Source organism: Candidatus Uabimicrobium helgolandensis (assembly GCF_041508025.1).
Lineage (GTDB): Bacteria > Planctomycetota > Uabimicrobiia > Uabimicrobiales > Uabimicrobiaceae > Uabimicrobium > Uabimicrobium helgolandensis.
On record NZ_CP165719.1, the window covers coordinates 269,883 to 284,725 of the forward strand.

Genomic DNA, 14,843 nt, shown 5'->3' on the forward strand with positions numbered 1-14,843 from the left:
ATATGGTAAAAACGTGGTTTATTAAGTCTTCTAAAGATAGAAAAATTTTTGGACCATATTCGCAAGAAATCCTACAACAGTATATCCAACAAAATAAAATTGATTGTAGTGAATATGAAATATCAGATGATGGTAATACTTGGCGCGACTTTAGCACTACTCATATTTCTGTTCCTGTTCGTAAAAAAAGTCCAACGCAAATGTTAGGTAAGTATCGCATTATAAAAGAACTTGGGCGCGGAGGAATGGGAATTGTTTTTCAGGTAGAAGACACACAATTGCAACGTAAGTGTGCTGTTAAGATTCTGTTGCCGGAAATTCGCGAGAGTTTAGATGCTGTTCAACGCTTTCAAAGAGAAGCAAAAGCTGTTGCGCAGATTCAGCACCCAAGTATTATTCAAATTTACGATATATGCCAAACTCCGCAGCATTTTTTTGCGATGGCTTATGTTGAAGGAGTCAACTTGCAACGGTACATTGTTGGAAAAACTATGCAACAAAAGTTGCAGGTGTTTCGACAAATTTGTCATGCAATTGAGTTTGCCCATAATAAAAATATCATACACCGAGATTTAAAACCCGATAATATCATTGTTGACAGTAATGGAGTACCAGTTGTTTTAGATTTTGGTATTGCAAAATATATTGGTGAGTCTACTGACCTAACAAAAACCGGAAACATATTTGGAACTCCGAAATATATGTCTCCTGAAGCAGCAAAAGCGCAAAAAACAGATCATCGCAGCGATATCTATTCTTTGGGAGTAATTCTTTATGAAATATTGACGGGGACAGTTCCTTTTACAGGAGAAAATCCAATAGAGTTACTATTTCACTTAACCACAAGTGATCCCATTGCTCCTTCAAGACTCAATGTTTCAATCGCTAAAGATAGTGATTTAGAGGTTGTTTGTTTGAAAGCTCTCGCAAAAGATCCTCAAAAACGCATTGCCAATGCCAGTTTTTTCCATTCAGAAATAGATAGTATAATTCACAAACGTCCTATTCAGTTAAAACCACCAACATCGTGGCAAAAGTTTAGTAAATGGTGTAAAAGAAATCCTGTGCCGTTTGCGATTGCGATAATCGCTTTTGCTATGGCTGTTGCTATATTTGTAGTGCAAAAAGATGTAAAAAAAGCACAGACAGAAATTGCTAGAGTTAAAAAAAATGCTATTGATAGTACACTCGAAACTCTCAATGCTGGGTTGACAGCACAGAATATATTTACTAATTACCGGAAAATAAAATTGTGTTATAGCTACTTGAAGGAAATTTTAGAGGATATTGATGCCTCAAAAGCGAAGGAAACTTACCGAAAACTTAACATGCATTTGAAATTCAATATACTTTCTAAATTTCCCAAAATGCTTGAGAAAAAAATGCCTGAAAGTGATTACCCTGCCAGCTGCTCTCCTCAAAATAAATACATCGCAAAAATGTATAATAAAAACTCCACTTTGTATATTTGGAGGAATGACACCAAGCTTTCTTTTACAAAAAATAATGCTTTTCTAAAAATAGAGAAACTTCGCAATCATAAAATAGTGTTCTCTCCTGACAACAAATATCTTGTTTACGAGAGCCCTGGGCAAAATCGTATCGTATTTTTCGATATAATTGAGAAACAAGCCAAGTTTTCACATGTAAACAGCCGGGTTGATAATATACACTTTTCTTCTGATAGCCGTTATTGTGTTTTTCGTTCGTGGGTAGAGAAAGGTGGAGAAATTGAAAAAGTCTGTAATTTAGTAGATTTGCGAAATTTTAAAATACGTACTTTTATAACAAAAAAGTATTCTAGTATGGTTATCTCACCGCAAACAAAATGGTTAGTTATACAAGATAAAAAACAAAGCCGGTTGATTATCCACGATATTCCGCAAAATAAAACAGAGTATTACGGGGAAGAAATTTTTCGCCACGATTGCCCAATGTTTTTTACAAAAGAAAAAAATAAATTGTTCTTCATTTCTTTTTTTACAATAGGTGTATTTGATCTTGAAACACGTAAAATAACCTCTTCTCCTTCTATTTCTGTAGGTCATCAAAAGAATACTCCTTTAATAGAAACTTCATCCTCTTATATTGCGATAGGGCAAAAAAATGGAGGCGTTGTTTTGGCAAGACCAAAGAAGGATTTTATTGCTCAAGAAAGTATGTCTAACTACTCAGATATTCTGGTTTCTGAATTAGCTTTTGAGCGTGCTGCATTTCTTGCTGTTACTAAAAGAAAAACTATTGAATTGCGGGATATATACACAAAAAATATAACTTATATTTTTAGTGAGAATGAAAGAGTGCAGCAATTACAACTCCAGCTATTTTCAGAACAAGGTCTAAAAATTTCGTTTGTAAAGAAAAATTCTTATAAAGAATATATTTTGCCTTTTACAAAATTAAAAATAGCTGAAAGTATAAAAAATATATTAGAAAAAAGTAAAAAAATAACTTCTGACCTAGATATCACACATACAATGATATTAGATAAAAACCTTTTTGTGTATGGAGGGAAGCTTGGTTTTATTAAATGGATGGATGGAGTTTCTGAGCTTAAACATTTTTGGGTAGAGGTTACCGGCATTCATTACAATCGAAAGTTAAAACAAATTTTTTTGCGTTTTCAAAAAGGAAGCAAAGTTAAATTTTGCAATCTGTCTAATATACAAGATATTAGAAGATATGAACATGGATTTAAAGAGAAAGACATCAAGGATTTTGTTTTCTCTCAAGACAAGGAACATCTTTACTTTTTTGCCGAATCACCAGAGCGTTTAGTTAAGCAAAATTTACGAACTAAAAGGAGTGAACTAATAACTAAAACTGCGCATCCAATAAAAATTCTTTTGGAATTAGAGAATGATACTCTTGTGATTGTTAGCCAGGGAGGGGATATAAATACTTGTGAAGTGTATGTCGTAAAGCCAGGTAATCAAAAAATTCGCATACTAAAAAATAGTAATCTGGATCAGATAACTTCTCTTGCTACAGATAAAGCGCAAAACTTTTTTGCGGCAGGTGACAAAAATGGTAACATTGTTTTGTGGGAAGATATTTTTTCTCCGAAGTTGCTTAGAAAAATCAAAGTTAGTAGTGAAATAACTAATTTGTTTTTTTCTCCTAAAAATGATTATCTTGTTGTCGTTGCTAAAGACAATTCATATGTGTACGATTTAAAAGATCTCAATAATCGATTTGAGATTTATCGTGGATTTTACAAGAAAAAAGGTATTGTTCTTGCGGATGATTGGTCCAAGGTATATATTCCTGACGGAGCCGGTGAAATAATGATCTTTGACCAAACTTTTTGGGTTGACAAAGGAGCTTTGTATCAAAAAATATTAGAATGTGACGAGATAGTTCAAGCGATGACGGGACAAAAAAAAGGTTTACTTCAAGATATCAAAACGATTGAATCAGCACTTGTCAATGCCAAATAAGGAATAGTTATATGCCAAAAACATGGTTTGTTAAATCAAATAAGGATGGAAAAATTTTTGGACCATATTCCGAGGAGATACTACAGCAATATGTCCAGCAAGGCAAGATCAATCGCAGTGAATATGAAATATCAAGAGATAGTAAAATTTGGCATTACTTTAGTGCTTCTGATAGTCCAGTACAAAACTCAATACAAGAATTGGGTAAGTATCGTATTATAAAAGAACTTGGTCGTGGAGGGATGGGAATTGTTTTCCAGGCAGAAGATACACAATTACAGCGTAAATGTGCTCTTAAGGTTTTACTGCCAGAGCTTCGCGGGAGTTTAGAGGCTGTAGAGCGCTTTCAAAGAGAAGCGAGAGCTGTAGCTCAGATTCAACACCCAAATATTATCCCGATCTATGAAATATGTCAGACTCCACAGCATTTCTTTGCTATGGCCTATGTTGAAGGGGTAAATTTACAGAAATACATTTTTGATAAAACTATACAGCAAAAACTGCGTGTGTTTCGTCAAATCTGCGAGGCAATTAAATTTGCTCACGATAAAAATATTATACACCGTGACTTGAAACCAGACAATATACTTGTTGATAATGATGGCGTTCCTATTGTTTTAGACTTTGGTATAGCGAAGCGTATTGACGAGTCGACCGATTTGACAAAAACGGGAAATATATTTGGAACTCCTAAGTATATGTCTCCTGAAGCAGCGCGGTCGCAAAAAACAGATCATCGCAGTGATATATATTCACTAGGAGTAATCCTTTATGAAATGCTAACTGGAACTGTTCCTTTTACTGGCGAAAATCCAATTGAATTATTATTTCACTTAACAACAAGCGAGCCGACTCCTCCTTCAAGATTAAATGTTTCTGTGGCAAAAGATAGTGATTTAGAAATTGTGTGCTTGACAGCTCTTGCAAAAGATCCTGAGAAGCGTATTTCTAATGCTGCATTTTTCTACTCAGAAATAGACAATATTATTCACCGACGGCCTATTGAGTTAAAACCACCAACATCATGGCAAAGGTTTAGTAGGTGGCGTAAGAAAAATCCACTACCATTTGCGATAGGTATAGCAGCGATCATTATTCTCAGTTTAATGACTCTCGCTATATTTGTAGTGCAAAAAAAATATGAAAGTTCTACGCAAAAAGCGCAAGAAGAAATCACCAAAATAAAAAAAAATGCAATCAAGAATACTCTTGAATCAATTAATAATAATTTGGGTGCACAGCGCATATTTGAGAGTTACGAAAAGATCAAAGAATGTTATCAATATTTACGCGAGATTTTGCATGATATTCCCTCTACAAAAGCTAAAGAAATTTATCGTGAACTAAACACTAATTTAAAATTGAATATTTTGGCTAAATTTCCAATAATATTGGAAAAGAAATTACCTCCAAGTCCTTATCCATTAATCAGTTCACCTCAAGGTAAATATCTTGCTAAAATGTATGTCAAGGATTCAGTTAATACCCTGTATGTTTGGAAAAACGACAAACATTTATCTTTAACAGAAGAGAATACTTTTCTCAAGTTGGATGATGTTCACAGTCACAAAGTTGTATTTTCACCTAATAATAAATATCTTGTCTATAACGCTAGACGTGATTTAAGCATTGTTTTTTATGACTTAGTAGAAAAGCAACCAAAGTTTTTGTATTCGAATAGTGCTGTTGATAATGTACAGTTTTCTCTCAATAATGATTATTGTATTTTTCGTTCATGGACAACTAAACAAAAAGAAGAGCAATGTAACTTGATGAATTTACATGACTATGCTATTCGTTCTTTTTCATTGGAAAAATATTCAAGTACTCTTATCTCTTCTCATTCCAAATGGCTTGTCATCCAAGATAAACGGAAAAAAGGACTCCTTCTCCATAATATTCAAAAAAATAAAACTTTCTTTTATGAAGCTCCAATTTTTTTATTTAATTGCTTTATGTGTTTTAGTGAAAACGAAAATAAAGTTTTTGTTGTTTCTTCTACAAGAATGGGCATGTTATCTCTGGAAAAATGGAACAGCAAAGAAGGTATTCAGTTTTATACTTCAGCTTCTCTTGTGTTTGGTGACGAGCTGAGCTTTCCTCCTATACGAACAGCCCCATTTTATTTTGCTATGGGTAAGAAAGATGGAAGTATTCTTTTAGCGAAACAAAGTAACAATTCTATTTTTCAAGAACGATTATCTAGCTATTCAGATGTAAGTATTTCACTGCTTTCTTATCAACCAGATGTATTTCTTGCTGCTGTAAAAAACAATATGGTTGAGTTACGTGAAATTTACACAAAGAATATTATATCTTCTCTTAGAGAAGACGGAAAAATATATCAATTAGAATTGGCTTTGGCTAAACAAGGATTAAAAATCATGTTGGCGAAAGAGCAATCTTACAAGGAATATACACTACCGTTTACAAAATTGGAAATTAAGGACAAAAATATAAAGAAGATATTTCGTGGCTTCAAAGTTTTGAGTATGGATTCTAATATGACACATACAATGATTGCGAGTGGTCATACTTTTATATATGGTGGTAATATTGGCTTTATTGTGTGGAATAATAACGGTGTTAAGCATAAGCATATTTTAGCTGATATTGCTCAAATCAGGTATAATAAGAAATATAAGCAGCTTTTTTTGCGTCTAGAAACAGGAGAAATTGAGGTTTATGGTGAAGAAAATATAGAAAAAAGATTACAATATATTCACGGCATAGACAAAAGAGGAATCACAACCTTTGAATTTTCGCAAGACCAAGAACATATATATTTCTCAATAAACAATCCTTCGCGACTTATAAAACAAAACATAACAACGAAAAAAAATGAAACAATGTTATTAACAAGATATCCTGTTTTAAAAATTTTAGAGTTAGATAAAAATGTTTTTGTTCTTGGATGCCAAGGATGGTCTCCAGACTCTTGTGAGATATATTTAGTTGGGCCAAATAATTCAAAAACATTGCTATTAAAAAATACTGGTTTGGAGGAGATAAAAGCACTTGCAACAAATAAGTCGCACAATCTCTTTGCTGCCGGAGATAAAAATGGCAAAGTGGTGTTATGGAAAAATTTGCGATCGCCTAAAATATATAAAGAAATTATGGTTAACAGTGAAATAAAAGCACTCTCTTTTTCTTTTAAGAAAGACTATCTAGCGATAATATCTGTTGATAAAATATTTATATATGACTTACTAAATTTAAGCAAACGATATGAAATGTATCATGGTTTTTCTAAGATAAAGGGGGTTGTCTTAACTGATGATTGGTCAAAACTATATATTCCTAACAGTGTCGGAGAAATAATGATTTTTGACCAAGATTTTTTATTGAATAGAAAGGCTTTTTACAAAAAGATATTTGAATGTGATAGTGCAATTAAAAGAATGGGACAACAGGCAGAACGAAAAACAAAAAATTTATTAGAGTACATAAAAAGAATTGAATTAGAACTTGCCAAAACAGAATAGTGAAAAGACATGAAAAAAATAAAACAATTACAAGAGAAGGGTGTTATATTACCGCATCCACAGACTGTATCAATTGCAGAAGAAGTAAAAATAGAAAATATAGAACCAGGAGCTGTTCTTTATCCTGGAATTAAAATCGCAGGAGAAAAAACCTTAATAGGCTCTGGTAGCAAACTAGGAGCTGAGCACGGCGGTATTTATACTAACGTTCGCTGTGGACGTAATGTTACTCTTGGAAGTGGTAGTTATAGTAATAGTGTATTTTTGGATCATGTTGAAATACGATCTGGTGCTGAAATGCGTAAAGGAACGCTGTTTATGGAGCACGCTAGAGCTGCACATACTGTTGGATGTAAGATGACAATTGTTAGTATGTATGCAACTCTTGGAAGCTTGATTAATTTTTGCGATGTCTTTGTTAGCAGTGGAACAAATGCCCCTTATGCTTTTACTGAAATTGGCAGTGGGGCTATTCACTATAATTTTACTCCTGAGGGTTTGAAATTTGGTTCACTCATTGGCAGTGGAGTTTTGGGAGAAATGGGGTTGTCTCCACGGGTATTTGTTGGTGGACAAACGCAAATAGTGGCTCCATGTCGTATTGGAAGTGGTAGCCTTATTCCTGCAGGTGTTGCTATCCGTGGCTTTGTGCCCGAGAATACCATGGCGGTATCAACAAATTTAAAGCCTGGAATGAAACCTTATCATCCTGAATTACTAACTAATAGTAGGCAAAAATTTTTGGCCACTACAGAACTAATGATTCATTATGTACTTCTCGAAAAATATTTTAGAAAAGTACGTTGTGCACACGCTAAAAAGAACGATGATAACTTTCTCTACAGGTTGTATAGCTGTGCCGCAGATAATATAAATGATAATTTTTTAGAGAGAAAAAAGTGGTTGTTCAGTAAAGCTGAGAACAATTCCCCTATTCATTTTATAGCAAAATTACCAGAGTCATCAGATAGGCATGCAAAATTACAGAAAAAAAGTTGGAAGAACAAAGCTTTATTTCACGAAAAAAACATTAAAGAACATCAAACAATAATAAGTACAAAAGACCTTCTTGGCTCAAAAGTACAACAACTAGCAAATTTAGATTTGAGTATGCCAGATTTGTGTTTTGACAATACCTCTTTTGAAGAATGGATTTATAGCTTAAATGAAAACACCAAACAGCAAATTTCTAATATGTGGCAACAAACGATTGATGAGCAGCAATCGTTGTTTTCTAAGATATTCTCAGAAGAGGTAGAAAAGAATACAGAGCCTTATGATGATTATTTACATATTTTGCGCGATCAAAAACAGCTTATTGTCGATTTTGATCATGTTGACGAGGAACTTGGAATCGTTAATGATTGCAAGCGTCGCAGTAATGAAGAACTTACTGTTACACTTGGACGTGGTTATGGAGACATTATAAGGCACTTAGCATCTTTCGATTATCCTTTTGTTGTTGATTGGAACTTGCTACATAGTTTTTCAGCGCAAACAAAAGAATTGCAAAATTTTGTTAGTAAGTCACTGTTCCGACTCCACGGAACAGATGGAATCCGCGGAAATGTACACTATTCGAATAATTCTTTTGCCGATTCAGTGGCTCGTTACATAAGGTGTGGTGACTTAACACCACAATTGTGTAGTTTACTTGCATATTCTAGTATTCTTGCTTTTGAAAAAATATATGGAAAACCAGCTGTTGTTGGAGTTGCAAAAGATACTCGCGATTTGTATATCGATGATTCGCTTCGTAGTGACTGTTTGTATGAAGCTTTAAAGCAAGGAGTCGCAGCTACAGAACGCACTGTATATGATTTAGGGATAATGCCGATAGCTAACGCTCCTTATGTTCTAGCAAGCAGTGTTTTCAAAGAGAAACAACAAACAATTAATTTAATTCTTTACAAAAGTGCATCGCACAATCCAGCTTCCCAAGATGGCTTAAAAATATTTATTGAAGATGAACATGGCCGCTTTGTCAAGGCAATGTCTAAAATGGAAAATACAATTACCGCATTGATTTTTTATTATGCTGTAAATTTTAGATTGCCAGACAAGTATAACAATGTATGTTTATCGTCAATTGCAGAACATATATTTACTTCGGTGGTTAACAGTGGAGCTAATTTGCCTGGCACTACGGATAGAGATGTTGCTATTGTTTGTGATTTGTCTCACGGAGCTTTGTCTGCTCCCTCTTATAAGGATGCTCTTTCGTCTGCGATTAAAAAATGTGGTATCCAAAAAATTGAGTGGGTAGGTGATAAGCCAAACGGCACAAATATTAATAATAATAGTGGTGATGACCGAGTTGGTGCAGGCCATTTTGAAAATGTGGAAGAAATAAAACGAAATGATATTGAACTGGGTGGTAAATACAATGGTTTTCCGGCGCTCAAAAAGTTATTTGCTTATAAAGAAAAACCACAAACAATAGCTTTTGCTATTTTCATGGATGGAGATGGTGATCGTGGAATTACCGCTGTTTATAATCCGTTTACTGATATTGCTTATATTTTTGATGGCGACAAGTCTCTGTTTTTGCAGATTCGTTCTGCAGTAGATAAAAAAAGTTTAACAGTAGGAACAACCATTGCCTTTACAGTTGATTCTAGTATTCCATTTATGAATGCGATGCGAAGCTGCGTTGAGGAGCTTCACCCTACGGAACTGGTTATGGGACAAAATACTACAATCGACAAAGTCAATTTACAAATAACGCCTGTAGGTGATAAATATATACTAGAGCAACAATGTTTTGGTGGAGAAAAATCAGGACATATTATTCGTGGTAATCATATAAATGATTCGCAACAGGTATATGTTGGTAATGGTTTCTTGGCGAATATCCATACAGTGTTTTCTCTTTTAGATTTAATCAAGGCAAATAACAGTGATAGTTTTCAAGAAATAGCGCACTTATATCCTGTACCAAAAAGTATTAGTGTTTACGTATATTTTGTGAAGAAAGAACTTTGGTATTATGAAAGTTCTTTGTGGAAGAAAGTTGTTAGTTGTATACAAAAACATTTTTCAGATTATGTTTTAGAATGCACGAAATTTGCTCAAGAACCAGACACATTATTCTTTTGTAGTGGTAAAGATGATACTCTGCAATTTTCTATTGTTGCACGGCCATCGGGAACGGAAAACAAAATGGGGGTCAAGTTTTCTGGCACCTTGGACAATATCAATTCTTTTGCTGAAGTAAGCGAGGAAATATTCTTTCTTTTAGTGAATGAAATGAAAAATACTGATTTAAGTTCGACAAAGATGGAACACAAAATAATGAAAAATCTTGGAGATAAAAAACAAGATGTTTCTGATGTTAAATCTCAGTTAGTGCCGCAGGGGGATCCGATAATGGTTTCTCATTTCTTTACTGTAGTCGAGGCGCTTGCAAAGCAAAAATTGGTGGTTTACGATGGTGTCTCTATCTCGCCAACAGCAAGAAGTAGTAAATATTTAGGAGCAATATAATGCGCCGCGAAGCAGCACATGCCGGTTTTTTTTATCCCGAAACTAAAAAAGAGTGTGAACTTGTGTTTCAGCAGTTTTCAGAGAGAAGTAACGAAGTGGAGACGATTTTAGATATTTGCGCTGGTATTGCTCCTCATGCTGGTTGGAGTTTCTCTGGCTATACTGCGTATTTGGTATTTGAGGCGCTAAAAAAATCTAGACCGCAAATACAGACATTTATTGTATTTGGAGCAGTACATGTTGCAGGTGTTTATGCACCGTGTACTTGGGGGAAAGGCGTTTGGAATACTCCGCTAGGTGATATACATGTTGATGATGAGATTATAGAGGAGATCGTTGCCAACGATCTCGTCGAAATAAAGCCTCAGCTACATCTACGTGAGCACTCTATCGAAGTTCTCGTACCATTTATTCAACATTTTTTTCCGCAAGCAAAATTAGTTCCGATAATGATGCCAGTAACTGAGTCGGCAAGTGCGTTTGGCGATAAAATTGCGCAAATGGTTTCTGGAAATGATGGACGGAATTCTGTTGCGACAATTTGTTCTACAGATCTTACACACTACGGGACGCGTTTTCAGTTTGTTCCGGTCGGCATCGGGCAAAAAAGTATCCAGTGGGTAAAAAATAACAATGATAAAAGAATTATTGATTTGATGTTGGAACTTCAAGACGCTAAGATTGTAGAAGAAGTGCAACAAAATTACAATGCTTGTGGTGGCGGTGCAATCGCAGCTACTTTAGCTTTTGCAAAAGCTACGGGGAAATCTCGCGGGAAATTGTTGCACTATACCACAAGCTGGGATGTTGATCCTTGTGAAGTAGTTGATAACTTTGTTGGTTATTCAGGAATTGTAATCTAATGGCGACAGAAATAGAGATAAAAGTTCTAGACATTTGTAAAGAAAATTTAGAAGATAAAATACAAAAATTAGGAGCTTCCTTGGAAGGCGATTGGCTGATGGAAACACTTATTTTTGATTATCCAGACAGACGTCTTACTCAAAATAAGTCGTATGTGCGTATTCGCAGTGAAGGTAAAGACATAAAGTGCACTTATAAAACACCTCTTGGTCAACAACTTGAGCACAAAATTATGGAAGAGCACGAAGTTGTTATCGATAGTACCGCCAACATGAAAAGTATTCTCTGCGGATTAGGTCTAGAAGTTATTTTACATTTCGAAAAAAAACGTCAACACTATGTTTACCAAGAATTTGTTTTTGATATTGATACATTACCTAATATACCAACATTTTTAGAAATAGAAGCTCCTTCTAGCGAAAAGCTAGATGAAATTCTTTGCCAATTAGATATTCCTAAAGAAAAAGCGAACACTATGGGGCCAAAAGAAGTGCTAGCACATTATGGGCTAAACATAGACACAATTACAGAGATGAGATTTTAGGTGCAAAAATGCATAAAGATATTATCAAGGAAATTCATACTCTAAATGAAAAACTGCTACAAAAAAATATATTTAAAGGTGGTAAGGGCTTTTATCAGTTACTAGATGAAAGACCAAACGTAAATAAACGAAATGTATTTTTTTGCTTATCAATGGAAGAAGGTAAAAAATATATACTTGAGTTTGCACCGCCAAATTTAAACCATGTTGAGCTTCAAAAGTATTTACGTCGAGCTCTCTTTTTACTAATTCTTGACCCACGGCGCAATGTTGTTTCTGCAAGAGATTTTTCTATCGATCCAAACCAAGGGTTTGTGGTTCTTGATTGGGTTGCTGGCGTAGAGTTACATGCTATTTTGCGTAAGTCATCTTTGATCACAATAAATGAAGCTCTGTGGATATTGACAGATCTAACCAAAGCTCTGGAGCACTTAGCCGATTTTTCTTTTGTGCATCGTAATATTCATCCACGCAATATCATTATTCGCAAACAAAGTGCGGATGCGTATTTGTCTGGACTTGAATATCTTGCGCAGTCTGATTTTATGGAAACAAAGCTTGTCGATATAAATACAAATTATATATCTCCAGAGCTAATGCGTTCTTTGATATTTCCCGATACGAATATATATTTAACACCAAGTAGTGATGTATATAGTATTGGCGCTATATTTTTTCATATGCTTACAGGAGTACCTCCTTTTAGTACAAAGAGAAATTTGGAAAAATGGAGCTCTAAACGATATAAAGTTCCCAAATTAGAAGACGTACAGACAAGTCGAAAACAAAAGAAAATGTTGCAATTCCTTATTAAGAAGATGATGGAATTTGATCCTCATAAGAGATGGTCAACAATGGAAATTCGCGATTATGCATATGATTGTTTAGATGTTTCTGATCGCGATAAAGATATGCAGCGCTTTTTATAGGAGCATTTATGCAAGAAGTACGAGATCTTCCTAAGCTGTATCCTCGTCAAAAAGATGCGCACAAGGGAACGTGTGGCAAGGTCTTTATTATTGCTGGTTCACGGGGAATGATGGGGGCAGCGTATTTAGTGACGGAATCTACCTTGCGCTCAGGAGCAGGACTTGTAACACTCGGAACTCCTGCTAGCGAACAACGTGTCGCGGCAACAAAAGTTACTTGTGCTACAACTTATCCTCTTGAGGCAACTTCTACAGGTTCTGTATCTTTGGAGGCGAGTGACCAAGTTGTTGATATGACTCGCAAATGTAATGCAGTAGCAATAGGGCCAGGAATGTCTCAAGAAGCGCAAATGTTGGTTCGCGATGTACTTCCTCGCATTAAAGTACCTATAGTTATTGATGCTGATGCTCTTAACGCTATATGTGGTTATACTGATATTTTAAAAGAGCGAAATGCTCCGACAATTATTACTCCTCATCCCGGAGAATTTAGTCGTTTAATTGATCAACCAATTGATTATATTGTCGAAAATAGTGAGCAAGAAGCGTTAAAATTTGCAAAGGATTACAACTGCATTGTTGTTTTAAAAACAGCTCCGTGTAAGGTCGTAAGCCCACAAGGTGAATGTTTTAATAATATAACGGGCAATCCAGGCATGGCAACAGGTGGAAGTGGTGATGTTCTTACTGGTGTAATAACTGCTTTACTTTCTCAGGGGCTTTCTGCTTTTGCTGCAGCGCAGTTGGGGGTTTATCTTCATGGAGTTGCTGGTGATTTAAGTAAAGAATATATAGGTGAATATGGGATGATTGCCAGTGACATATTACAGTTTTTACCACATGCTTTTCAAATACATTTAAGTCAGGAATAAATAGTGGAGTATTATCTTTCGGATAAAGAGTTTATGCACGCAGCACTCCAAGGAAAATACCTCACTGCGGAGCAAATGGCCAAATGCAAACAATCACAAAAAAATGTTGCCAAACACAAAGATAAGATGTTGCACGAATTGGCTTTATATCACAACTTAATCACAGTAGAACAAATGGATTTACTGTACAAAGAGACTCGCAAGAAAAATAAATCTTTGGCTATCGGTAACTACGAGATTAAGTCTATCCTTGGTGAAGGGGGATTGGGAGTTGTATATCTCGCGAAGCAACTTTCGATGAAGCGCAATGTCGCACTTAAAGTACTTTATCGCAAATGGGTGCAAGACGAAGAATTTCGCAAAAGGTTTCTCCTTGAAGCACGTATTGTTGGTAAATTATCGCATACAAATTTAATACAAGTTTTTGATATTGGATATGACAAGGGACATTATTATTTTTCTATGGAGCATGTCCCTGGGCGTACTTTAGAACAAATGATAATGAAGGACGGTTATATTTCTTTAGAAAAAGCGATTGAAAATACTTTTCAGCTTTTGGATGCTCTCAACTACATTTGGAAAAAGAACTTGGTACATCGCGATATCAAACCAAGTAATATTATTGTGAATAAAGAACAGATTGCCAAGTTGGGAGATTTTGGATTTGTAAAGTCTAAGATGGATGAGCAACTTGTTCAAAATGAAGACTTTGTTTTGGGAACACCTGATTACATGTCCCCAGAGCAAGCAATGGGAAAAAGTGATCTTGACTATCGTAGTGATATTTATTCTTTAGGTGCTACGATGTATCACATGATTACCGGTTCAGCTCCCTACGATGGTTCGGAGTCGGTAATTATTAGGCAACATATCAAGGCCGCTATCCCTTCTCCATTAACTATTCGCTCGTCTATTCCTCCTGGTGTTTGCCAAATTATTGAAAAAATGATGGCGAAGGAGCCTCATGATCGTTACCAAAGTTATGAAAGTCTAAAACGCGACTTACTTTTAGTAAAAGAAGGAAATTCGCCAAAAGCAAAAAGACTGGACATTAACAAGTCAACGATAGCAAGGCAAGATTTTTTTGGGCTTCCAGCTCAGATGCACAAATTAGAACAAGAAATTAAAAGACTAAAATATCGGGAAGTATACTATCAAATTTTAATAGTTATACTTTGTTCAACACTAGTAATTATTCTACTGCTCGCTGGCTAAATTAT

General features: G+C 35.1%; 8 protein-coding genes. All 8 read left to right on the forward strand.

Annotated elements, in window-relative coordinates; genetic code table 11:
- The first annotated feature begins 2 nt into the window (after window positions 1-2).
- Genes UABHE_RS00925 through UABHE_RS00960 form a run of 8 tightly spaced genes read left to right on the forward strand, consistent with a single transcriptional unit; the run spans window position 3 to window position 14,838 of the window.
- Window positions 3-3,440, forward strand: a complete 3,438-nt coding sequence (locus tag UABHE_RS00925) for a protein kinase (RefSeq protein WP_372368265.1) — start codon at window positions 3-5, stop codon at window positions 3,438-3,440.
- Between the two features lie 11 nt (window positions 3,441-3,451).
- Entirely contained in the window at window positions 3,452-6,928 is a 3,477-nt protein-coding gene (locus tag UABHE_RS00930) for a serine/threonine-protein kinase (RefSeq protein WP_372368266.1), read from the forward strand.
- Between the two features lie 9 nt (window positions 6,929-6,937).
- Window positions 6,938-10,414, forward strand: coding sequence for a hypothetical protein (locus UABHE_RS00935; protein ID WP_372368267.1), 3,477 nt, complete (start codon window positions 6,938-6,940; stop codon window positions 10,412-10,414).
- Window positions 10,414-11,277 carry an AmmeMemoRadiSam system protein B gene (gene amrB / locus UABHE_RS00940; protein WP_372368268.1) on the forward strand — a complete coding sequence of 288 codons (864 nt, stop codon included), beginning with the start codon at window positions 10,414-10,416 and terminating at the stop codon, window positions 11,275-11,277. Before UABHE_RS00935 ends, amrB begins: the two co-directional genes overlap by 1 nt.
- The gene (gene cyaB, locus UABHE_RS00945) at window positions 11,277-11,822 is read left to right on the forward strand and encodes a class IV adenylate cyclase (protein ID WP_372368269.1); all 546 of its coding nucleotides are present in this window, start codon (window positions 11,277-11,279) and stop codon (window positions 11,820-11,822) included. The genes amrB and cyaB overlap by 1 nt, the downstream gene beginning before the upstream one ends.
- Before the next feature lie 8 nt (window positions 11,823-11,830).
- Entirely contained in the window at window positions 11,831-12,751 is a 921-nt protein-coding gene (locus UABHE_RS00950) for a serine/threonine protein kinase (protein ID WP_372368270.1), read from the forward strand.
- Between the two features lie 8 nt (window positions 12,752-12,759).
- Window positions 12,760-13,623: an NAD(P)H-hydrate dehydratase gene (locus tag UABHE_RS00955; RefSeq protein WP_372368271.1), complete on the forward strand. Its 864-nt coding sequence runs from the start codon at window positions 12,760-12,762 to the stop codon at window positions 13,621-13,623.
- A 3-nt stretch (window positions 13,624-13,626) separates the two neighbouring features.
- Window positions 13,627-14,838, forward strand: a complete 1,212-nt coding sequence (locus tag UABHE_RS00960) for a serine/threonine protein kinase (protein ID WP_372368272.1) — start codon at window positions 13,627-13,629, stop codon at window positions 14,836-14,838.
- Window positions 14,839-14,843 lie beyond the last annotated feature (5 nt).

Coding starts and splice junctions, on each gene's coding strand:
- UABHE_RS00925 (WP_372368265.1), top strand. CDS start 3: ATGGTAAAAACGTGGTTTATTAAGTCTTCTAAAGATAGAAAAATTTTT.
- UABHE_RS00930 (WP_372368266.1), top strand. CDS start 3,452: ATGCCAAAAACATGGTTTGTTAAATCAAATAAGGATGGAAAAATTTTT.
- UABHE_RS00935 (WP_372368267.1), top strand. CDS start 6,938: ATGAAAAAAATAAAACAATTACAAGAGAAGGGTGTTATATTACCGCAT.
- amrB (WP_372368268.1), top strand. CDS start 10,414: ATGCGCCGCGAAGCAGCACATGCCGGTTTTTTTTATCCCGAAACTAAA.
- cyaB (WP_372368269.1), top strand. CDS start 11,277: ATGGCGACAGAAATAGAGATAAAAGTTCTAGACATTTGTAAAGAAAAT.
- UABHE_RS00950 (WP_372368270.1), top strand. CDS start 11,831: ATGCATAAAGATATTATCAAGGAAATTCATACTCTAAATGAAAAACTG.
- UABHE_RS00955 (WP_372368271.1), top strand. CDS start 12,760: ATGCAAGAAGTACGAGATCTTCCTAAGCTGTATCCTCGTCAAAAAGAT.